The organism is Alcanivorax sp. DP30 (assembly GCF_009882945.1).
Lineage (GTDB): Bacteria > Pseudomonadota > Gammaproteobacteria > Pseudomonadales > Alcanivoracaceae > Alcanivorax.
The window spans coordinates 225,360-247,892 of sequence record NZ_WTUY01000004.1; the positions used below are offsets into that span (position 1 = coordinate 225,360).

At 56.7% G+C, this 22,533-nt stretch carries 19 protein-coding genes; 5 read left to right on the plus strand and 14 right to left on the minus strand.

Translation table 11 applies throughout. The annotated features are described in order from the left end of the window. Nucleotides 1-57 precede the first annotated feature (57 nt). The 6 genes from GQF00_RS07445 to GQF00_RS07470 form a co-directional block, all read right to left on the minus strand. A complete protein-coding gene (locus GQF00_RS07445; protein WP_161318542.1) occupies nt 58-2,034 on the minus strand; it encodes a hypothetical protein in 1,977 nt (658 codons plus the stop codon). Between the two features lie 211 nt (nt 2,035-2,245). After that, on the minus strand, nt 2,246-4,321 hold the full coding sequence (locus GQF00_RS07450) for a thrombospondin type 3 repeat-containing protein (RefSeq protein WP_202560419.1): 2,076 nt from the start codon (nt 4,319-4,321) through the stop codon (nt 2,246-2,248). A 174-nt stretch (nt 4,322-4,495) separates the two neighbouring features. Beyond that, a complete protein-coding gene (locus GQF00_RS07455) occupies nt 4,496-5,668 on the minus strand; it encodes a helix-turn-helix transcriptional regulator (RefSeq protein WP_161318543.1) in 1,173 nt (390 codons plus the stop codon). Between the two features lie 71 nt (nt 5,669-5,739). Then, nucleotides 5,740-6,690 (minus strand): helix-turn-helix transcriptional regulator, encoded by a 951-nt coding sequence (locus GQF00_RS07460; protein ID WP_161318544.1) that lies wholly within the window; start codon nt 6,688-6,690, stop codon nt 5,740-5,742. Between the two features lie 138 nt (nt 6,691-6,828). After that, nucleotides 6,829-7,911 (minus strand): ferrochelatase, encoded by a 1,083-nt coding sequence (hemH, locus tag GQF00_RS07465; RefSeq protein ID WP_161318545.1) that lies wholly within the window; start codon nt 7,909-7,911, stop codon nt 6,829-6,831. Between the two features lie 256 nt (nt 7,912-8,167). Then, the gene (locus GQF00_RS07470; RefSeq protein WP_161318546.1) at nt 8,168-8,572 is read right to left on the minus strand and encodes a thioesterase family protein; all 405 of its coding nucleotides are present in this window, start codon (nt 8,570-8,572) and stop codon (nt 8,168-8,170) included. Nucleotides 8,573-8,765: 193 nt separating this feature from the next. Between GQF00_RS07470 and GQF00_RS07475 the strand changes: the two genes are divergently transcribed. Beyond that, nucleotides 8,766-10,355 carry an ABC-F family ATPase gene (locus GQF00_RS07475; RefSeq protein WP_161318547.1) on the plus strand — a complete coding sequence of 530 codons (1,590 nt, stop codon included), beginning with the start codon at nt 8,766-8,768 and terminating at the stop codon, nt 10,353-10,355. Nucleotides 10,356-10,553: 198 nt separating this feature from the next. Further along, complete coding sequence (locus GQF00_RS07480; protein ID WP_161318548.1) at nt 10,554-10,862, plus strand: DUF1244 domain-containing protein; 309 nt, start codon at nt 10,554-10,556, stop codon at nt 10,860-10,862. Between the two features lie 262 nt (nt 10,863-11,124). Here the strand turns inward: GQF00_RS07480 and GQF00_RS07485 are convergent, their stop codons facing one another. The 3 genes from GQF00_RS07485 to GQF00_RS07495 form a co-directional block, all read right to left on the minus strand. After that, complete coding sequence (locus GQF00_RS07485; RefSeq protein ID WP_161318549.1) at nt 11,125-13,014, minus strand: choice-of-anchor I family protein; 1,890 nt, start codon at nt 13,012-13,014, stop codon at nt 11,125-11,127. A 229-nt stretch (nt 13,015-13,243) separates the two neighbouring features. Then, nucleotides 13,244-14,830, minus strand: coding sequence for an NAD(P)/FAD-dependent oxidoreductase (locus tag GQF00_RS07490; protein ID WP_161318550.1), 1,587 nt, complete (start codon nt 14,828-14,830; stop codon nt 13,244-13,246). 82 nt (nt 14,831-14,912) lie between these two features. Further along, nucleotides 14,913-15,845, minus strand: coding sequence for a ferritin-like domain-containing protein (locus GQF00_RS07495; protein ID WP_161318551.1), 933 nt, complete (start codon nt 15,843-15,845; stop codon nt 14,913-14,915). 113 nt (nt 15,846-15,958) lie between these two features. Between GQF00_RS07495 and GQF00_RS07500 the strand changes: the two genes are divergently transcribed. Continuing rightward, nucleotides 15,959-16,570: a TetR/AcrR family transcriptional regulator gene (locus tag GQF00_RS07500; RefSeq protein WP_161318552.1), complete on the plus strand. Its 612-nt coding sequence runs from the start codon at nt 15,959-15,961 to the stop codon at nt 16,568-16,570. Between the two features lie 19 nt (nt 16,571-16,589). Beyond that, a complete protein-coding gene (locus tag GQF00_RS07505; RefSeq protein WP_161318553.1) occupies nt 16,590-17,084 on the plus strand; it encodes a DUF4282 domain-containing protein in 495 nt (164 codons plus the stop codon). A gap of 212 nt (nt 17,085-17,296) precedes the next feature. On the opposite strand, the gene GQF00_RS07510 is transcribed toward GQF00_RS07505, so the two are convergent. Further along, entirely contained in the window at nt 17,297-18,796 is a 1,500-nt protein-coding gene (locus GQF00_RS07510) for an NAD(P)/FAD-dependent oxidoreductase (RefSeq protein ID WP_161318554.1), read from the minus strand. A 252-nt stretch (nt 18,797-19,048) separates the two neighbouring features. Continuing rightward, nucleotides 19,049-19,387, minus strand: a complete 339-nt coding sequence (locus GQF00_RS07515; RefSeq protein WP_161318555.1) for a hypothetical protein — start codon at nt 19,385-19,387, stop codon at nt 19,049-19,051. 215 nt (nt 19,388-19,602) lie between these two features. On the opposite strand from GQF00_RS07515, the gene GQF00_RS07520 reads away from it, so the two are divergent. Beyond that, nucleotides 19,603-19,845 (plus strand): hypothetical protein, encoded by a 243-nt coding sequence (locus GQF00_RS07520; protein ID WP_161318556.1) that lies wholly within the window; start codon nt 19,603-19,605, stop codon nt 19,843-19,845. A gap of 23 nt (nt 19,846-19,868) precedes the next feature. On the opposite strand, the gene GQF00_RS07525 is transcribed toward GQF00_RS07520, so the two are convergent. From GQF00_RS07525 to nudE, 3 genes are all read right to left on the minus strand, one after another. Continuing rightward, on the minus strand, nt 19,869-20,753 hold the full coding sequence (locus tag GQF00_RS07525; RefSeq protein WP_161318557.1) for an alpha/beta hydrolase: 885 nt from the start codon (nt 20,751-20,753) through the stop codon (nt 19,869-19,871). 82 nt (nt 20,754-20,835) lie between these two features. Further along, nucleotides 20,836-21,648 (minus strand): 3'(2'),5'-bisphosphate nucleotidase CysQ, encoded by an 813-nt coding sequence (gene cysQ, locus GQF00_RS07530; protein ID WP_161318558.1) that lies wholly within the window; start codon nt 21,646-21,648, stop codon nt 20,836-20,838. Between the two features lie 333 nt (nt 21,649-21,981). Further along, nucleotides 21,982-22,527, minus strand: coding sequence for an ADP compounds hydrolase NudE (gene nudE, locus GQF00_RS07535; protein WP_161318559.1), 546 nt, complete (start codon nt 22,525-22,527; stop codon nt 21,982-21,984). Between the last annotated feature and the right edge of the window lie 6 nt (nt 22,528-22,533).

Here is a 22,533-nt window from a genome sequence, read left to right on the forward strand (position 1 = left end):
GGAGCGAGGGCCTGGGAGGACGTTGATTTTCTTCAACAGGAAGAGAATATACTGCTTCTACTGTTGATAACCCCCAGCCTGAGTCCCTGCGCCGCTATTACTACACAGACACTCGTAACGGTAGGCATCCCAAGAAACACGGGCACCATTCGGCCGACCATTCTCACCTCGAACGGGCTCTTGCTTGTACGTCGGCGGCCGGCTCAACCAACTAATATTTCCCGTGTCCAGATTATAGGCTCCCGCCATGACAGGCTTGCCCCCCGCCGGACACTGATAATCCGGGCTTGCCTTACCGCCATTGAGGCCACGGACATCAAACACTTGGTTCATTGCCGGAACAGTAGCGGGACCGCCACACACCCGGTAGGCAGACTTCCCTGAAGAACCAGCCCCCGCTGTCGCGACACCACCGGATTTCATGCCACCAGAACCACTGCTGGCCGAGGTATCAAACGAACGGTCAATCCCTTCCAACTTCTTGTTCAACTCTCGCATTGCCGGGGCAGTAGTCGCCTGATAACCAGAACCGGCTCTGACATTACGCATCTGCTGCATCGCATACGCCTGCTGAATGACCTGCTGGGTTTGCGCCATATTGCGGTCCAACATGCGATTCGTCCTATCGAACGTGTTCTGAATGTGATTCATGAGGTCCGCAATCTGTTGCTGCTCACGACGCCGTGATTCCGCGCGTTCGGCGCGGGCTTCCGATTCCGTGATACGAATGAGCTGCTGCTCGATGGGTGCGTATTGTTGTTCTACCTTCTTGTCTGACGGAGTACTGGCGACACGGTCATCAACGATCGTTGCAACCAGACGGGCATTCTGGCCAAAGACACCGGCAAACCAGTCCCGCTGTTTTTTGTAAGTGGAATCCAGGCTGGAGTAATGGCTTGACGCCTGCCTCCTGACAACCTTCCATTCCGACAAACAGGCTTTAGATTGATAGAAACTGTTATTGCTTCCGGTTTCGCATAAGCGACCGAACCCGTTTTCCCTGATGAACGAATCAACAGCTTTTCTTTCTGCGCCGATTTGCACCACTTCATCCAGCGCCTGACTAAGATCAGGGCGGAAGGCAACATAGGAACTGATAGCCTGCTTTTTGGCCTTGACTCTTTTTTGGGCAATTTCCTGCTGGCGACTACGTTCAGCAGCCTCTCTTTTTATTCTTTCGTTTTCCTCTATTTCCTGCTTTTTATTAGCTAAATACGCATCCATTTCAGCCCAATGAGGCATCGCCCCAAGATGCCTAACTTCTTTTTCGGCAAGCAACTTAATTGCGTTATTTAGCCCATTCTTATCATTTGCATCTGGCATCCCCAGCCATGCATCCGAACCGCATTTCCGCCCAGGAACTGAAATAGAAACTTCATCAATAGGATTTTCCAAATCATCCACGTCATAAAGATTAAAATTCGCCCTCACATCTATATCGTCACACCCAACCGGAAGCTGACCAAGGGAATACATAAACATAGCAGAAGAGAGCAGAACTTTTATTGCAGAGTCATCAGGGCCAAAATCCTCCTTTCGACTCACTTCGAATCCATGCGAAACCAAAACAAAGTCTACCCTGCCAAGCTGATCACGGCTCAGATAGGAATAGCCATAAACGTCATGACGCATCATCTGGCCTTCATCAACCACATCTACACCAGCTCTTCTCAGTGAATCCCTAAGAACATTTACCAGTGGCTGCCTGGGCTTATCGTCGTCTTTATTTTCTGTCAAAAAATTATACACTTCCTCACTTTCTCTTCCTTTATATGTATACAGCTTTGCATCATCAATACGGCTTTTCTTTTCAGATTTCGATATAGAGTCTGCAAAGTATGACTCCCATAAAGTTTTTCTATGCCCGGCATCCCTCAATACCGCCACCTTTGCTTTACTTTCAATCAAGCCAAAGTCACCAGAAATTTCCTCAGGCTTAAACCCTGTACACCCACCAACCATTAAAGCGACAACAGAAAGCACAAAAGCAAGGCATGATTTTTTATTACCAGAAAAAATATCACCTACCCCCACATAACAAACCAGAAAAAATCCACCTGATAAAAAACAAAGCCCTTGATGCCATCCTGAGGCGGCGCCCGGTAAATCGTCTTTTTTTGCTATTCCTTTGTCACTCCGAGCTCACCCCGGAGTCTCTCTCACCCCATCGCAGCCATTCCAAACGCCTTTCCAGCGGAAGGAGATCCCGGGCCTGGCCCGGGATCACGATGGGTTATTGGCTTCCTCAGTCTGCCGTAAAGTTCAGGGTGTAATGGCAAACACTTTCTTCGCTGTTGAGGTCCCACGTCCAGGTTTCGGTGACATCAATCGAGCCTGTGATCTTGGGGGATTCTCCTGGGTGATAGGTTGCATTCCACTCAAATTCCACTTCGGCCCACTGGGTAACGCAGTCACCAACCCCATTGCACCCTTGGTAAATCACTTCCTTGGGGTCCGCGCCGCTGGTTGAAATAGAACGGTCAACCTTGTCGTAACTCCCTGCACTTTCACCATCGATAGTGAAATTTCCACTGTCTGCATAAAGGCGCCATGTTTCATCAAAACTTTCGGAATCACCGATCTGACCATCAATATGGCACTGCATGATGGCCCGGTTAGTGGGGTCATTCTCCGGGTCATGGTAGTAGGTCAGCTCTTCACCTGGTGTATAGGCTGACAGTGTCTCGGTAATTGTCAGGTTCAGTGTGGTGGTGCTATTGGAAGGAGCCGGATCTATACCGTCCTCAATACCATCATTATCCGAGTCAGTATCAAAATCATTCGGATCCTGACCGTTCGGCAGGCCGTCTCCATCAATGTCCGGGTCGGCCACATCACCGACGCCATCATTATCAAAATCTTCCTGGCCTGGATTCGGGATAAGAGGGGCATTATCCAGATCATCGATCACGCCGTCCTCATCGGTATCCTGCTCGCAGGCATCCCCTGTGCCATTGCTGTTTTCGTCGGTCTGACTGGCATTGGGAGTCAGACGGCAGTTGTCCGAGGTGTCGGCAACGCCGTCCCCATCATCGTCACTGTCACACACATCACCCTGGCCATCGCTGTCGGTGTCCAACTGACTGGCATTGGGGATTGCCGGGCAATTATCTTCGGCATCCACAATTCCATCGTTATCGGCGTCCAGATCACAGGCATCGCCGATGCCATCGTTATCACCATCCGCCTGGTTGAAATTCGGCGTTTCCGGGCAGTTGTCTTCATGATCCAGGATTTCATCGTTGTCCATGTCCCGGTCACAGGCATCACCTGTACCATCGGCATCCTCATCTTCCTGGTTCGGGTTGGCGATGGCAGGGCAGTTGTCTGCGCTGTCAAGGTGGCCATCCAGGTCGCTATCCGCTTCCAGATCTGGGTTTTCCACGGTTTCATCCAGATCCTCGGGGGGATCCACCTCGACTCCGGTTTGTTCTGTTTCAGCTTCCAGCAGGGTTTCCAGATCACTGATCAGAGTATCGGTGCCCGGCACTTTAACCACGCTCAGGTCCTGGCTCAGATCATCCACCACATTGGTACCGGAAAACCCGGAGATAGGAGCGCCATCAACTTCCCCATCTACAATTCCATCGCTGGCGTCTTCTGCCAGCATGGCGATAACCTCATCGGAGGACGCCGGCGTACTGGTTCTACCCCCAATCCCGGTAGCTACGGCAACCAGCGCTTCATTCGCCATGCGATATTTCACGACGGAGGAGTAATCCGCCTCCTCCATGCCTTCCACGTAGAGAGGCGGTGTTTCAAACAGATTCAGGGCTGGATCGATACCAAACCCCAGCGTGGTAGCGACTTGCGCCTGCGCCGCAGCAAGCTCGTTATCGAAGTTTTCTGTGTTGAGCGCTTTATTGCTCAACAGCTCTACCACCATTGAGGTCATCGGCGTCGCATAAACCGGCTGATTACCACTCAATTGCGACCGGGTCACAATGGTTTTCAGCGTCTGCATAGCGGCATTACCATCATCGGAGGAAAGATCCGTGGTTTCGCCATCGACGGTAATCACTAACAGGAAAGGCGCCTCCACTGGCTTCAATGTCAGGCCTTCAATGGCTGCCTGCTGATTAGTGCGCGTTTCTCCAACGTTGGCTCCCTGCAAATTTTCAGCCGCCACATCAATTCGATAGGCGGTAACGGGAGCATTGGCCAGCGGCCCTTTCACGGCGGCTCCGGACATTTTCATCCCGGAGCTGTTGCCACCATTGTCGGCGGGCGCACTGCTGCTTCCGCCACCACCACAGGCGGACAACGCCGCCGCCACACCTATTGCCAACGCGCTTCGTATAAACCGGCTCTTTGTCGTCATTTCCCCTACCCTCATTCGAGTTTCACCAACGGCAGTGTCTGTCGCCCTGCCATTCATTCACTCAAAGAAAGGTAGCCATGCTGGAAAAATTCCACATCCCCAAAATTGGGGATGAGTAATCACTAACCGGACAAGCCATAAACGCAAAACCTTCCAAGGAAAGCAAAACGAAAGTTAGCCCGCGCTGAAAAGCAGAAAGGGCGCTCGGGGAAGGGAAACCTGGCGCCGCACCGGCAGCGCCCGCACCAGTCTGGTCAGCTGTGCCTGGCTGGATATGTCGGTTTTGAGGAAGATGCTCTTGATCTGGCTGCGTATGGTGTGAATGGAAACGCCACAGCATAGGGCAATGTCCGCCGGCTTTTCACCCTGGGCCACCAGAGACGCCACCCGGGCTTCGGCGTGGGTCAGATCCAGCAGTGATGCCAGCTTGTCCAGATCCATCTGCGTTTCCGCTTCCCCATCCACCAGATAGATAGCAGCATGGGCAGGGATCGGCATCAGCTTGCTGTCAGCATCCGGATGCAACGGGATGACCTGCATCAACAATGGCGTGCGACCAGGGCGCCACACTGGCACCACGCCGCCGGTCACGGGAGCATGGCGGTTGCTGCTGTCAAAAGAGGCCGAGAGCAGCCTGTACAGTTTTTCCTGCCCGGCCTTCTCTACCAGGCGCAGTTTGCGGGCATGGATTCGGATGTTGGTTTCTTCCCGCACCATCTGCCAGGCCGACTCTGACCCATACACTACCTCGCCCCGCACATTGACCAGCAGCATGGCACTGAAGCGACCCTGCTGCTCCAGGTATTCCTGCTGTTGCTTGCGCTGGTGCATGATGGCTTCCAGCCGCAACGCCCGGCGAATGTGCGGCGCAAGGGCATTTAAGGCATTGGTTTCGGCACGGGTGAAATGGCCTTGCCCGCCGGTGCGCTGCATGAACATCTGGATGGTCTGGCCATCATGCTGCCAGACCGTACCGCTGGCCCCGTGGTGGATATCCAGATGGCGAGCCCAATCATTGAAGAATTCAGAACGGTAGAAAGTTTTCTGGTCGCAGATACCATCCAGAAAAGAGGAATAAAACTGTCCCGGTGGCAGTGTCGCCAATCCGGGCCGCCAGGGGCAGAGATTCACATAATGCTCAACAAACGCCTTGTGAGCAGAGGCATCGGTGTTGACCTGCACACCATTGAACACTTCGTCAGCGTCCTGATTCATCACCAGAATCCGCGCCGAGCGACTGCCGGACAGGCTCACCATCCGGTTCAGAAATTCCTGCCACCCTGATGCTTCATAGGGGGCGTGGTACAGGGCATCCAGTAACGTATCCAGCCCCTTGCCAGCAAACATGATGTTAGCCTCTTGTTATCAACCCCTGGGTATCAATATTACCCACAACAACCACGTCCTGCGTTTATGTCTCACGCTGGCAGATTTAGCACCAGTGCGGTCAGCTGAGACTGGGAGTGTGCTCCCGTTTTTCGATAGATATTCTTCACATGATGCCGCACCGTATGCACGGACAGATCGATCTCACCGGCGATATCCCCCGGGCGTCGCCCTTGCGCAATCAGGCTGGCTATCCGTGATTCCGATTCTGTCAGTCCCAGCCACTGGCCGATTACCGCTTCCTGGGAATTTTCCTCACACTGGGCACCCACCATAAAGACCGCCACCAGACCATGGGACAGGAACAACTTGTTATCGCGGGGCTGCACAGTACTGACCAGTAGCCGGCTGATGTTCTGCTCCCCGTCTTTGAGGCTGACCATGCCGGTAGTCCGGCTCTCGAAGCAGCCTTGAATCAAGGCCTCCAGTTCTGCCTGCTTGCTGCGCTGGGTCAACCGCAAACGACCAGCGTCCAGCTTCGCCGCCTCTGTACGTGACAACAGGGATTCCGCCTCCGCGGAGAGGAACACCACATTGTGCTGGCCATCAAGCAGCAGCATGGCACCCTGCTTCTGCCGGTGGACCGCCGTCTGGCGATCGTTAAGCAGCCTGAACACCTCTTCCTGACGCATGGCCCGGGCAATATGGGGCATCAGGTCGCCAAGCAGGCGTTTTTCCGTGCTGGCAAAGTCACCGTGCTCCGCCTGCCGCTGCACAATCAGGTCCACCAGGGTCCCGTCTATCTCGTGCCGGGTACTCCAGGATATCAACGCAGGAGAGTCATCACCTGCATCCCCACACCCTTGCACAGCCCCAGCGCGGCCCTGATAACCTGCCACAAGCTGACCGCGGCCCCCACTCACCACCAACAACTGCGCGGCTTCGGCGCCGCTAATCTCACTGAGCAGATCCAGACAATCCTGCCATCCATGCTTTTGGTGAGACGCAAAATAGATCGCATCCATCACCTCGGTCAGATCCATGTCCCCGATCACCCCAGGTTCCTTTTTATTCCCTCAGCATCACCCTAACCACTTCAAATTGCCTGCACATCCCCAATTTGGGGGATGCCCATAGCAAAACGCCCGCATAAAGCGGGCGTCCTGAAAGCGACATGGGATTTACCTGAGAGCATCCGCCCGGGCTGAGCGCGCCTCGAGGGTGGCGACGTGATTATCCTCCGGCTCCCAGCCTTGCAGGTTATCTTCAATCAGCTGTGTCAGGGCATCCAGGTGCACCGGCTCTGCATTCAGGGCGGGGATATAAGCAAAGGACTCGCCGCCGGCTTCCTCGAAGTAACCGCGATTTTCCACATCGATTTCCTCGATGGTTTCCAGGCAGTCAGCAGAAAAGCCCGGGCAGAACACTTGCACGGATTTCACACCCTTTCCGGGCAACGCCTTCATGGTGGCGTCCATGTAGGGCTGCAGCCATTCCTCACGACCGAAACGGGACTGGAAGGTGGTCATCCACTGGTCCTCATGCAACCCCAATGCCTCTGCCAGCAGCCGCGAGGTCTTGTGACACTCGCAGAAGTACGGATCGCCATTGAGTAGATAGCGCTTGGGGACACCGTGGTAGCTGAAGACCAGCTTGTCGGCACTGCCGTGCTGTTCCCGGAAGACGCGGATGTGATCGGCCATGGCCTGGATGTACGGCGGGTAATCCGGGTAGTGACTGATAAAGCGCAGGTCCGGCAGCCAGCGCCGTTGCATGAAATCCTTGGCCAGCGCATCGAAAGTGGAGCCGTTGGTGGATCCGGAATATTGCGGGTAGAGCGGCAGCACCAGCAACTGGCGCACCCCTTCGTCTTCCATTTCCTGCAGCTGGCTTGGGATGGAGGGATTGCCGTAGCGCATGCCCAACTTGACCACCACATCTTCGCCGTACTGCTGTTTCAATCGTTCACGGATACCTGCCAGCTGGTTTTGGCTGTGCACCAGTAACGGTGACCCTTCCTCGGTCCATACCGTCTTGTAGGCATGGGCGGAACGCGGCGGGCGGATCACCAGAATCACCAGATTGAGAATGAAGAACCAGAGTAAACGCGGCACCTCTACCACCCGGGGGTCCGACAGAAACTCGCGCAAGTAGCGACGCAGGGCGCCCGTCTCAGGGGCATCCGGGGTGCCAAGGTTGGTGATCAGCACGCCAATACGGCGAGGCTGACGATGGTCGAAATTGGGTTGTCCCTTGTAGGCCATCCGGTTCTCTCACTGAGGTAGATGCTTGAACGAGCCACTAGTGTAACGAGATAACGTCAAGACGCCATGATGCTGGTGTAATGACCGTGGTCTGACGCCGGAAGTCGAACGACTGACGCCAAACCCAAGACCCGCTCCAGATCTGGCCCAATATCGTTTTGCTTGTCGCGTCCGTCGTCCGACCTCAGACTTCCGACCGCACTCCCCGGGCTTTTGACTTTCCTCGCAGCTCGTAGCTCAAAGCTCGCAGCTGCTTTTACTCCGGCAACGCGCCCAGATTCCGTTCCAGCTCTTCCCGGAACCGCGCCGGAATCGGCGCCGACGCCTGTTTGTCATGCTCGAAATAGACCTGCACGGCTTTTCCCCGCGCCACCAGTTTGCCCTTCTGCCAGGCCTGCTGGGCGACAATGAAAGAGCTGTTGCCAATGCGCTCGATACCGGTGCGCAGCAGGACGTCACTGCCGTAGTAGATCTGACCAACGAAATCCACCTCCACCCTGGCCAGGATCAACGGTAGTTCTGCAGGTTTGTCATGTCCGGCCGCAAACAGTTCGAACAGCGGTGTCCGGCCGGTCTCGAACCAACCGGTGACCACCGTGTTGTTCACATGGCCAAAGGCATCGGTCTCATAGAAGCGCGGAGTAACGGTCAGTTCGAACATGGCATGATCCTGGTCAGGTAAACAGGAGGGCAATGATACTCCCGCGCCGCGGCAAGTCGAGTTGTCGCCGTCTATCTGGCCCCAACTGCCCGGCGGGACTGCGCTTTACGACATGAAACGGTACAATGCCGCCACTTTTCACCTCGCTCGCGCCGATTCGCCGCCGAGCCGCTTCTTCGTACAGGACAGACCCTTGATCTCTACCGCCAACATCACCATGCAGTTCGGTGCCAAGCCGCTGTTTGAAAACGTCTCCGTCAAGTTCGGCAACGGCAACCGCTACGGCCTGATTGGCGCCAACGGCTGCGGCAAATCCACCTTCATGAAAATCCTCGGGGGCGAACTGCAACCCAGCAACGGGCAGGTGATGCTCGACCCCAATGACCGTATGGGCAAGCTGCGCCAGGATCAGTTCGCCTTCGAGGAACACACGGTGCTGGATACCGTGATCATGGGCCATACCGAGCTGGCCCGCGTCAAGGCGGAGCGCGATCGCATCTACAGCCAGGCGGAGATGAGCGAAGAAGACGGCATGCGGGTGGCGGAACTGGAAATGGAATTCGCCGAAATGGACGGCTATACCGCCGAAGCCCGTGCCGGTGAATTGCTGTTGGGGCTGGGCATTCCCGAGGAACAGCACGCCGGGCCCATGACCGCCGTTGCCCCCGGCTGGAAATTGCGGGTGCTGCTGGCACAGGCCCTGTTCTCTGACCCGGATGTACTGCTGCTGGACGAACCGACCAACCACCTGGACATCCACACTATCCGCTGGCTGGAGGAGATCCTGGTGGCCCGCTCGAGCACCATGATCATCATCTCCCACGACCGCCACTTCCTTAACAGCGTATGCACGCACATGGCGGATCTGGACTACGGTGAACTGCGTCTGTTCCCCGGCAACTACGACGAGTACATGACTGCCGCCACGGCGGCCCGTGAGCGTCTGTACTCAGACAACGCCAAGAAGAAGAAAGAAATTGCCGAGCTGCAAAGCTTCGTCAGTCGCTTCTCGGCCAATGCCTCCAAGGCCAAGCAGGCCACCAGCCGCGCCAAGCAGATCGACAAGATTCAGCTGGAAGAGGTGAAACCCTCCAGCCGGGTGAGCCCGTACATCCGTTTTGACCAGACCAAGAAACTGCATCGTCAGGCAGTCACTCTTGACGGCCTGACAAAAGGGTTTGACGACCTGACCCTGTTCAAGGATCTGAATCTGCAAATTGAAGCTGGCGAACGGGTGGCCATCATCGGTCCCAACGGCATTGGTAAAACTTCCTTGCTGCGGTGCCTGGCCGGTGATCTAGCGGCTGACAGCGGCACCGTCAAATGGGCGGAAGCCGCAGAGCTGGGCTACTTTGCCCAGGATCACAGCCACGACTTTGAAGAAGACATGATCCTGTTCGACTGGATGGCCCAGTGGACTGCTGATGGCGAGCAGGCCGTGCGTGCCGCACTGGGTCGCATGCTGTTCTCCAACGACGAAGTGAAGAAATCCGTCAAGGTCATCTCCGGTGGTGAGCAGGGACGCATGCTGTTCGGCAAGCTGACCCTGACCAAACCCAATGTGCTGCTGCTGGATGAGCCCACCAACCACCTGGACATGGAATCCATTGAAGCGCTCAATCTGGCGCTGGAAAACTATCCCGGCACCCTGATCTTCGTCAGTCATGATCGGGAGTTTGTCAGTTCCCTGGCCACCCGGATTCTGGAAATCACCCCGGACGGGGTTCGTGACTTCAGCGGTAACTACGACGATTATCTGCGCAGCATTGATATGGACAGCTGACGTTACTGTAGGAGTTCCCTTCCAGGGGACGAATCGTGCGCAGCACGACCATCGCCGACAGGCGATTAAAAGGCCAATTGTTATTCAGCACACAGGCTAGCGTTAAGCGCTTTCGAATTTGAACAAGCGCCGGGTTCGTCCCCTGGAAGGGAACTCCTACAGCGGCTTCGAATCTGGCTATGCGAAAAGGAGAATTCCATGACCGACATCGACCAGAACACCAAAACCGAACTGGAAGCGGCCGCCTTTCGGCGCCTGTTGCAGCATCTGGATGAACACAAGGAAGTACAGAACATCGACCTGATGATTCTGGCGGACTTCTGTCGCAACTGCCTGTCAAAGTGGTTGTCCGCTGCCGCCAACGAGCGGGATGTGGAACTGGATTACGAGCAGGCCCGCGAGTGGGTGTACGGCATGCCGTACAGTGAATGGAAAGACAAGTTTCAGGCGCCGGCAACAGACGAACAGATGGCCGCGTTTGAGGCAAAGCAGAAGGCTAAATCGTGATACAAAAATAATGCTCGGACGTCGGACGTCTGATGCTAAAGGCTGAAAACCAAGTCACAAGCATCCCAGTGGAAACACAGCGCCCACAGCGGCCCTCGCCCGGTCACTGCAGCATTCCCGGATAGGCGGATTAGGGGGTACCTCGTACGGCAGGTTTGGGTTGCGCGTCGGACGTCAGACCTCTGACGTCCGACCAACCGGCTTCCCTGCCAATCCGCTACCGAGCAAGAAGCTCCCACTGCGTCGGAGTAGATTCAGCGTCTTACTCGTTTGACACCTGGACTTCGTAAACGGCGGTGGAGCCACTCACTTCGTGACCGACCACCAACAGCGGCTCACCAGTGGGTGAATCTTCCCCGCTGATAAAGACCAGACCTTCCGGACCCAGATCCCCATAGCCATCCAGGTTGCCCGCGTCTGGATCCACATCCCAGGTATTGCGACTGTTCAGGTAGTCCTGGAACACCGGCGATTCCGGGTTGGTAATATCATAAACCAGAATACCGCCCATGCGCTCCAGCCCCAGGAACAGGAAGGTCTGTTCGCCGATCTGGCCGATGGTCAGCCCTTCCGGTTCCGGCCCTTTGGCATCGCTGCGGCTGTCCAGGGAATCCCCTTCGTCATGGCCGGTATTGAAGTAGTCCGCACAGGCAATGGAACGATCCACACCCAGCATGCAGTCGGCGCTTGCCAGGAACTGCTCGATGGCATCGCCGCTGTCGAATACCAGCCCGCCATTTTCGTCCCTCACGGAGAAGGAACGACCGCCGTAGCTGTACAGCTTTTCGTACATGATGCGGTCACCGCCAGCATCTTGCACACCGGCATCGGTGTACATCACCGGGTTACCGGATGCATCGGTCTTGTATCCAGCCGTCCAGGTAATGTTCAGGCGGCCCAGCACATCGTCTTCGCGGCAGTCACCGGGATCCCCTGCGGTAGCGCCGCAGTAGTTGAACACGGCGGGATCCAGCAGCGCGCCGGCAGCCAGATCGCGTAGCTGCGGAGGCATGTCATCGCCACAACGACGATCAAAGCCGCTGGCATGCACCAGGTGCTTGACGCGCCATTCCTCCACGAAGCCCTGGCTGGCATCCGGCTCACAAAGCACCGGCGGCGTCACGGAATCATCCGCTTCCTCACCCCAGTAGGCATCATTGTCTTCACCCCAGGCGCGGGCATCCCCTTCATTGGCGGTGACCAGATAGGTATTGCCACCCGCTGTATAGGCATGAATGGCATCCGGCTGGTAGAGACCAACCACACCAGGCCAGGTCTTGATATTGATGATTTCATCATCATCGCTGGCATCGATACCAAAGCCTTCAACACTGCGGTCGATTTCACCCAGCGGCAGCACATCGGTCACCGTGGCACTGGCCACATCCAGTTTGGCCAGTGCATTGTTTTCCTGCAGCGCCACCCAGGCGGTTGTGCCATCGGCGGACACCGCAATGTATTCCGGCTCCAGATCCTGGGCCACGCTGGCATTGGGGCCATAAATGCGCACACCCTCCGCCTTGAGGGCATCAGCCTGGGCGTTGAAGGCAGTGAAATCGGCGGTGGCAACGCTCAGGTTTTCCAGATCGCGAATATCCACGATGCTGATGGATCCTTCCGGATCCACACTGTAATCATCGCTGGGCTCACCTTCGTTGGCAGTCATGACCGACTCACCATTGGGGGTAAAGGTAATCATGTCCGGCTGGGCACCTACCTGGATGCTGTTGACCAGACTCAGGTCTGATGCCTGATAGATCGCCACATACCCGTTATCGGTTTTGGGATCGGCTTCAACCGCAATGGCCACCAGACCATTCTGTACCGCCACGCTGTTCACTTCTGCACCGGCAGCAATGGCGCCTACACTGATACTGTCAACTTTCACCGGCGTAGCAGGATCGCTCAGATCCAATACGTCCAGTTCACCGGCTTCGGCATTGACCACAAACAGGCGCTGGCTGGCGGCATCATAGGCAGGAATTTCGGCCGCAGAAGCATCGAAAATGCCGGTCTTGTAGCTACCCAGCCAGTTCAGCTTGACGCTGGCGCTGGCACCGCTGTCAGTGCTGTCATCGTTCGAGTCGCCGCCGCAGGCGGTGAGAGCAGCCGCCATCACCAGGCAGCCCCCTAGTGTCGCAATACGTCGCATGGTTATCCCCACTTGTGTGCTGATGTTCGGACCGGAAAAGATGCGCGACAGTATTACTTGTGAAGTGTTGCACCAGCACGACGGAAGTTTGACGGTTTTATGGCGACGGGAAGCACTTCATGCTGCAGACATTCTCAAGGCAATGCCGTTGCTCATTTGGGCGGGGACATAAAAAAACGCGGGCCTTCTCAGACCCGCGTTCACCGGACAAAACCAAGCCTGATTCACATCAGGCGGTTTCGTAATCGTCCTCTCTGAAGTCCGCCATCTGTGCCGCGTACTGGGTAGCAAACCCCGGGTACATGGTGGCATTGAAACCGTCTTCAGTGAGGTACCAGCTCTTGCAGCCGGAATTCCAGTTGGTCTTTGCCAGACGTTTCTGAATACTCTTGTTGTAGCGCTGCTGCACTTCTTCTTTGACGTCCAGCACCTTCAGGTTTTCCCCGATAATCTTGCGAATTCCTTTCAGGGCATACTCAAGCTGCGACTCCATATAGACCAGCGCCGAATTATGGCCAGGCCCGGAGTTTGGTCCGAAGGTCATGAACAGATTGGGGAAGCCGGCGACATTGATACTCTTGTAGGCCTGGGCACCGCCTTTCCATTGCTCACCCAGCACGCGGCCACCACGCCCTTTCACCGGGAACGGGGTACCACTGTTACTGACATCAAAGCCGGTGGCAAACACGATGCAGTCCACCTGGTGCTCAATACCTTCCACCGTGCGCACGCCTTTCTCGCTGATGCGGGCAATGGGCCAGGTAATCAGCTTGGCATTGTCTTTCTGCAAAGCCGGGTAATAATCGTTGGACACCAGCACCCGCTTGCAGCCAATGGTGAAGTCCGGCGTCAACTGACGGCGCAGCCAGCGGTCTTTCACCTGGCGGCGCAGATGCAACTTCGCGACCCGCTCAGCGATCCGGGTCAGGGGCGAATTCCAGATCACCGCCAGCGCCATACTCTCGTGCGTCCAGTACAGCAGATTCCGCATGGCCTGCTGGCTGGCAGGCAGTTTTTTGAACAGCAGCTTGTTCCATTCCGGCGTGGAAAAATCCGGGCGTGGCAACACCCATCCCGGCGTCCGCTGGAACACTTTGACATGCTTCGCCACGTTGACCAGCTCGGGAATAATCTGGATGCCGCTGGCGCCTGTGCCAATCACCGCCACATTCTTGCCGGTAAAGTCATAGTCGTGGTCCCAGCGTGCGCTGTGAATCTTCTTGCCTGCAAAATCATCGATGCCGGTAATGTTCGGGAAACTGCAGTTGGACAGCGGCCCCTGGGCCATGATCGCTGCCCGCCCGGCAAACCTTTCTTTCTTGTCCGTCGTCGCCGTCCAGACACCTGTCTTCTCATCAAAACTCAGGTCAGCCACGTTCTTTTCAAAACGAATGTGTTTTTCCAGATCAAACTCAGCGACAAGATGATGGATGTAGTCGAGGATTTCCTGGCTACCGGAAAAACTTCGCGACCAGTTGGGATTCGGCGCGAAGGAATAGGAATACAGATTCGAGGGGATGTCACAGGCAGCGCCCGGGTACTGGTTGTCACGCCAGGTGCCACCCACCGCGTTACCCCGCTCCAGAATAACGAAATCGTCAATACCCGCCTGCTTGAGGCGAATGGCCATCCCCAGACCGGCAAAACCGGCCCCCACAATCAATACGGACACCGGTGTCACTGCCGGAGCGCGTTTGGCCGGGGCCTTGCGCGCAGCCGCTTTTCTTGCTGTCGCAGCTTTCTTGGCGGCAGACTTTCTGCGAGCCGGCGCTTTCTTGCCCGCTGACGCTTTCTTTGCATTGCTTGATTCAGACATACGGATTCGCTCTTGCTCTTTTCACGACAGGGCAGGGGGCGGATTACCTCAGCCCCCTGCCCTGCTTTCCACTCAGCCGTAATTAACGGGTAGCCACGGGCTCGTAAGTGAGCTCTTTCACCCATGACGGAACAGCGGGCAAGGCCTTACGGGGCACCAAACCGGTGATCTTGACCAGCGCATCCACCGGTACGTGATAAGCCTTGTTGCTGCGATTGGTGACCCAGCGACCGTGCTGCTTAATCAGCTGGAACCACGGGTTGCGGCGGCCCTCTTCCGTCCGCCCACCGATGCGCTCGAACTTCTGCATGGCCTTGTAGAGTTTTTCTTCCGGCAAACCCATGGCAATCACGTTATCGCGCATCTTGTTAAGCAAGGGCATATAGGACGCGATACCCAGGATCAGACGGGGATCCATTACCCGGGCCATCATCTGTACCATCTTGATGTAGGACGCACTGCGGCCCTGCATTTCCATCACGGTAAAGCCCACACCCAGATGGCGGGACTCATCATCATTGATCTTTTCAAACGCCTGATGACACACCGGATCCTCAACGGTTTCCAGCAGGAAGGTGCACAGGGCGCCGTCCAGGGCGATTTCCAGCATGGGTACCACCGTGCCCAGTACATACACCGGCATTTCATCGGCAAAGCGGTCCAGCCACTCGATCACGATGCGCAGGTTCACGTTCGGCTCGGGAATCTCATCGCCGTCCAGCATGCCCCAGCGACGCATCAATGCCATTTCCGCATTGGCGTGGCGCTGCTCTTCCGCATGGAAATAGCTGTAGATTTCGCGCAGGGTGTCGGTAGGCGCCTTTTTGGACAAGGCGGCAAAGGCGCGCGCACCTACATGTTCAATCCACATCAGGTCGGCCATGAATTCCTTTAGCTTGGGCCACTGCTCTTCCGTGATCAGCTCCGCACCGGGCGCATCCCAGTCAATATCCGACAGGGCCCACTGGGTGCTTTTGATTTTTTCCAGCATTTTGTCCAGATCGATGGAAGCCATGATTGTCTCTCCCTTAAACCGATATTCGCGCTTGCGCATGCAGGCGGATTAATGTCACATTGCACAATGTTAAGATAAAGCGAATGCTCGTTCGGTTTCAATTCGGATATCTCATGGCCAGAAAACCCAAACAACAACGCTCCAAAGCCACCGTGGATGCCATCATCCAGGCCACCATGATGGCCATCGCCGAGCATGGCCCGGCCGCTATCACCGCCCGCCAAATCGCTGAAACGGCGGGGATTGGCGTGGGCTCACTGTATGAATACTTCGAGGACAAGGACGCCATCATTCATGCCGCCAGCGTGCGCTTCGTGGACGACACCGTGGCCATGATCAAGCCTCTGGTCCCCGAGCTGGTCCAGATGGATATTCGCAGCGCCATCAAAATGTTGCTGTTCAGGTTTCGGGATTTCCTGGAAGAGAATAACCAGCTCTATCTGAAGTGCGCTCGTCACGCCTTTACCATGGACATGGTGGTCTATCAGGAGCCGGTAAACCGGGCACTGATGGATTTTTTTACCCAGTATCTGATGCACCACCCGGAGCTGCTCAAGCTCCCCAACATCCCCACTGTGGCCTACTTCTATATCAACGGCGGTGTGTTCACCGTGGTCCGCCATCTGTGTGAAGAAAAACCCATGCAGACCTTCGAAGAGTTGACCGAGGTGTTTGGTGACGTGCTGGCCAGTTACACCGAGCACAAGCTGACAACGATGCGCTAACCACAGGCAGGCAGATGCGATGAAAACTCCCAACCCGTCTTCCCCGACCCCCAATGCCTCGCAAGGGCCCATCCCGAACCTGGCGGACTGGCGCTTTAACCGCTATCTGACCATGCAGCTGATGCCGCTGTTTTACCTGTTGCTGATTCTGGGCGCGCTGGTGGTAGTGGTTGGCATCGTCGGCATCTGCTTCTGGTTTTCCATGCTGGCCGGCATCATTGCCGCGCTCATCGCACCGCTTGCGTTTCTGGTTATCGTGGCGGTAATCCGCGCAGCGCTGGAATACCTGATCATGGCCCACCGCATCATGCGGATTATCGAGCGCATGGATGCACTGCCTGATCAGGTCGCCGACCTCTCCGTGCGCGTCGACGGCATTACCGACCATGTGGATTTACTCAACAGCCATGTCCACGACATTCATGAAACCCTGATGCACGTGCAGCCACTGCTACGCTCGGCGGGCCTGCCCAGCCGACTGATCAATGCCTTGCGTCCACCGGGAAAACGCTGAAAGGCAAATCGAACGTCGAATTCGTCCAGCCCAGCCGGCCCCCACAATAAGCTCCCGTCCACGTGACCAGCCTCATGCATCTGCACTCCTGGGGAGGTAGCGGGTGTGGCCTGCTTTCCCTCTAACCCGCGATGAATCACAAAAAAGGCCGCACCCGTTTCCGGATGCGGCCTATGTTTTTTCTCGCAGCTCGAAGCTGGTAGCTCGCGGCGTTAAGCCCCGAGCAGCGACGCTACCAGCCCTTTCTTTTTCACCGGCTGGTAATCACTGAATTCCAGCACATCATCTTCCACGCTGCCGTATCGCAGACGCGGCAGATCGTAGAAGTAGTTCTGCACAACCTGCCATGGCGCCCGGGTACCCTGGCGCGGCAATTCGTTGTTGGCGCGCTGGATATAACCGGATTGCATGCCGAGGAAGTTGCCCTCGTCCTGGCAATCTTCCTTGTCCCGCGGAATCACGGTCTGGGCGCCCGTCTTGTCCATATGGTTCAGCACACGACAGACATACTCACAGACCAGGTCCGCCTTGAGGGTCCAGGAGGAGTTGGTGTAGCCGAAGATCATGGCCATGTTGGGCACATCCTTCAGCATCGACCCCTTGTAGACCATGGTCTCGTTGGGATGTACCGGCTTGCCATCCACCGTCCCCTGAATGCCGCCCAGCATCTGGATGTTCAGGCCGGTGGCGGTAATGATGATATCCGCCTCCAGCTCCTTGCCGGACTTCAACAAAATGCCGCTCTCGGTGAAACGCTCGATGTGATCGGTAACCACTTCGGATTCCCCCTTGCGCAGGCTCTTGAACAGATCACCATTGGGCACCGCACAGAGACGCTCATCCCAGGGGTTGTAGCTGGGACGGAAATGGGACATGTCAAAATCATCCCCCAGCTGACGTCGGGCAGCGGCCAACAAGGCGCGACGCACCAGTTTCGGACGCTGCTTGGCCAGCTTGAACACCATCCGCTGGATACCGATATTGCGCGCCCGCCCAAGACGGTACACCGCCATGTCAGGCAGAAAACGACGCAGCCCTTCTGAAATGGGATCCACTTCAGGCACGGTGGCCACATAGGTGGGCGAGCGCTGCAGCATGGTCACTTTCGCCCCTTTGGAGGCCATGGCAGGCACCAGGGTAACGGCGGTGGCGCCGGAGCCAATCACTACCACTTTCTTGCCTTCGTACTGAAGATCTTCCGGCCAGTGCTGCGGGTGAATGATCTCGCCCTTGAAGGTTTCCTCGCCGGGGAAATCCGGACGGTAACCCTGATCGTAGTTGTAGTAACCCGTGCAGGAGAACAGGAAGTTGGCAGAGAAATGTTCCTTCTCGCCAGTTTGCTCATTGGTGGTTTCCACGGTCCAGCACTTGTCGTCGCTGGACCAGTTGGCGTTAATCACCTTGCGGCCAAAGCGGATGTGTCGGGTCACTCCGTTTTCCCTGGCCGTGTCTTCCACGTACTCACGGATGGAAGCGCCATCCGCCAGCACCTTGGACTGGGTCCAGGGCTTGAAGCTGTAGCCAAGGGTGAACATGTCGGAGTCAGACCGAATGCCTGGGTATTTGAACAGATCCCAGGTGCCACCGATGCGCTCACGGCGCTCAAGAATGGCATAGGTACGATTGGGGCACTTGCGGGTCAGGTGCACCGCGGCGTCGATGCCGGACAGGCCGGCCCCGATGATCAGGACATCAAAATGGTTATTGGACATTATTCGTTACCTCCGACAGCACGCTGCCTGGTCACAGCGGCAAACACTTACATTGAGCAATGGCACAATGATCTGAGCTAGAGAATAGACGTACCGGCGGGTAGGGAAAAGGCCAGAATGGGCCGATTATTGGCCGTAGAGCCGAAAAAAACTGCCGCTGCAGACCTGTGGAATGGCCCAGTGGGCAGAATGTATGGGCTGGAGAGAGCGGCTCAGCCGGGAAGCGATCACCTTACTGTTGTCTGACAATGCTCAATAGCGCCCGCCATGGCGTTCCAGACAGTCCATCTTGTTGGCAGGAATCATGTACTCCAGCAAACGCCGCTGGCTGCCATACTCCGGGTAGGCCCATTGGCGACGGTCATTGGCCACACGTCGTGGCTGGTAGCTCAGCCCTCGCTCCCGCAGCAACTTGTCCATCAACGCTTCGCGCTGGTCGTCGCCCAGCTGCCGACCCATTTCTCGTACGCAATCTTCATAACCGGCAATCAGAGCGAACTGCTCCAGAGAGTAGTGGAAGTTGCCGGCTGCCATCGCCGCTGCAGGCGACAGCAACAGCAACGCCCCCAATGCGGCCATTCGCTTGTTCACTGTACCGCCCTCCATACGCAACGAATGTCGCATTGCAAGCCATTAATAATAAAGAAGTTTCATAAAAAATGCGGCACGTTCGAACCAAGTTCAGCCTGCACTTTCCTTTTTGTGAAGCCTGCCACACTGACAGAATTTTACATTATGCATACTGCATCCGGCATTTCGGGAGGGGCTGGATTACCTGCCTGACAAATAATAACAAGGGGATTGAGATGCAGGCTTTAACAGAACTTTGGCACACCCTGGGCGACCACCCCTGGTTGGGCATGCCCTTCCTGTACGCACTGCTGTTCGCCATGTTGTTGTGGACCGGGCGCATTCGTCACCCGGCGGCCATCAATGTGGTTGCCATCGGATTGATCCTTCCCTGCATCAATCTGGGAGTCATTGCCACTGGCATCATGTTATCCACTGGTCGTTTGCAGGTGGCCATGGGCGAACTGATGCCTTTCTGAGCACAGTTCCTGCACGTCCTCCCTCAGGCCAGGGCGCTCAGGAAGTCCAGCTGATCCGCCACGCTAATCTCGCGGGCCTCACCTTGATAAACATCAAAGTGCCCCACTGGATAACGCTTCACCACCGCGTTGGCCATGGCTGCTGCCGCTTTCTCGGCAGATGATGCAGGCGCCACCGTATCGGTTTCACAGATCAGAATCAGGGCCGGGCAGGTCACCTTGCTGGCGCTGGCCACCGGCCGAAACAGGGGCAGGACCAGGGCAATCCTGGCCGCCACCTCGTTGGGAACATTGGCAGGCATCAGTGCGGTATACCCGTCCCAGGCATCCGCGCTGGACATGGCTGCCAGCTCACCAGGGCGACCCGCAGAGGGCAACGTCTTCGGCCCCATACCCACCGCACTGGCGGCAAGATCCATCATGCCGAGAGCGCTCATCTTCAACGCCTGACCAATACCGGCATAACGCACCACCTCCAGCACCGAGGCAAGGCCGTCCATCATCGGACACTGGGCAATAATGCCGGCCACCGGCTCACGACCGGCCACCACCGACACCAGCCCGCCAGAAAACGAGGTCCCCCACAACACAATCTTCTGATTGTCCACTTCCGGGATCTTGCGCACACAGGCCAGCGCAGCCTGCCAGTCAGCCACCTCCCGATTGGGCAGTAACACCTGACGCGGTACGCCCTCGCTTTCACCAAAGTGGCGGTAATCGAACAGGAACACCGCATAGCCAGCCTTCAGAAAGGCGTCACGAAACGGCTCCAGACCACACTCTTTGGTCAAGCCAAAGCCATGGGCCATCACCAGTGTCAGGAAAGGGCCGTCACCGTCAGGAAGGTACAGATCACCACGACAGGACTGGCCATCACTGACAAACCGTAATTCACGTTTTTCACTCATGGGAGAGCTCCATATTCAGGACCGCAATCGCAGGGCGGAAATCGCATCTTGCTTTTCGCGTTGAGCATACGACGTCTGGCGTTTACCCAATCGCCGGTGCGATAAAGCGCCATTCGTCGATGCTTTGACCCAGCACCAGGAAGTGCGGGTTAAGGATATTTTCCTTGTTGTATTGAAGCGGCTCGAAGGCGGTGTTCACCACGACGCCCCCGGCGGCGGTGACCACCGCATGAGCTGCCGCGGTATCCCACTCGCTGGTAGGTGCCAGACGCGGGTAGATATCGGCACTGCCTTCTGCCACCAGGCACAGTTTCAGGGAAGAGCCCATGGAGGCCCGCTCCACCTCGCCAACCTCCTCCCGGATAAAGGCTTCCAGCTTTTCCACCGCCTCACCGCCATGACTGCGGCTGGCCACCATCACCACCGGAGTAGTGCGGGCGCGACAGGTAATCGGCTGGCGTTCATTATTCTGTTCCTTGAAGGCACCGACCCCCTCACCACCCAGATAGGTGATACCCGTCACCGGCACATGGACCACACCCAGCACCGGGGTGTCGCCGCGAATCAGGGCAATGTTCACGGTGAATTCGCCATTGCGCTTGATGAATTCCTTGGTGCCGTCCAGCGGATCAACCAGCCAGAACTGCGGCCAGTCCTTGCGATCCGCGAAGGCAATATCCCCGGATTCTTCGGAGTACACAGGAATCTCCGGGGTCAGCGCTTTGAGACGCGCCTCGATAATGTCATGGGCCGCCTTGTCCGCCTCGGTAATCGGCGACTTGTCGTCCTTGGTTTCCACCCCGTGATCATCCCGCTCATACACCTCAAGAATCGCCTCACCGGCTTCACGGGCAATATCGGCGAGGGGGTTGAGCAGGGTGTTGAAGTCGGTCATTTGTGTTTTTCCTGTTTTCGAATTCATGTCTGAGGAGCAAGCTACAAGCTTCAAGCTGCAACGCGGTGCAAGGTCTTCATGACCTGCCATCCCGTCACTCCGCGCTGGCTGTTAACGGGGGGCGCGCAAGGCCTACGATCACAGCACGGCCTTACCCGCGACTTGCAACTTGTCACCTGGAACTTGCGTCTAATCGCTTGCAGGCAAGCTCCTGCAGCGGACGCCGCAGCGGCCACGTTTTATGGCCGCACCGAATCCCGCAGCGCGGAGCCGGGAGGACTCGGCTCACCCCGCCACATCCGCGCGTTGCAGCTTGAAACTTGTAGCTTGCCCCTATCTCTTCTCCAGCAACCGCTTGGTCATCAACAACGCCGCGATCACCCTTGCCTCCGTCACATCATCCCGTTCGATCAGCTGATCCAGCGCGGACAACTTCCAGGGCACTACTTCCAGTGTTTCCGGTTCATCGCCGGGCAGTGATTCTTCGTAAAGATCTTCCGCCAGTACCACCTTGATACGGTGGCCCATGTATCCTGGCGACAGAGTCATATCCTTCATCAGGGTGAGTTGGCGAGCGCCATGGCCCGCCTCTTCCTTCAATTCCCGGTTAGCGGCCTCGCGCCAGTCCTCACCATGCTCGAACGCGCCCTTGGGCAGGGTCAGCTCGTAGCTTTCGGTGCCAGCGCCATACTCGCGAATCAACAGCACGGTGTCATTGTCCAGCAACGGCACCATCATCACCGCAGCAATCGGCGGGGTACGCAGGCGCTCATAGGTACGCTCCACCCCGTTGCTGAAACGCAAGTGCAGCTCTTCGATACCGAAAAGACGGCTCCTGGCCACCAGACGGGTGTCGAGAATCTCCGGTTTCTCATCCATAATCTG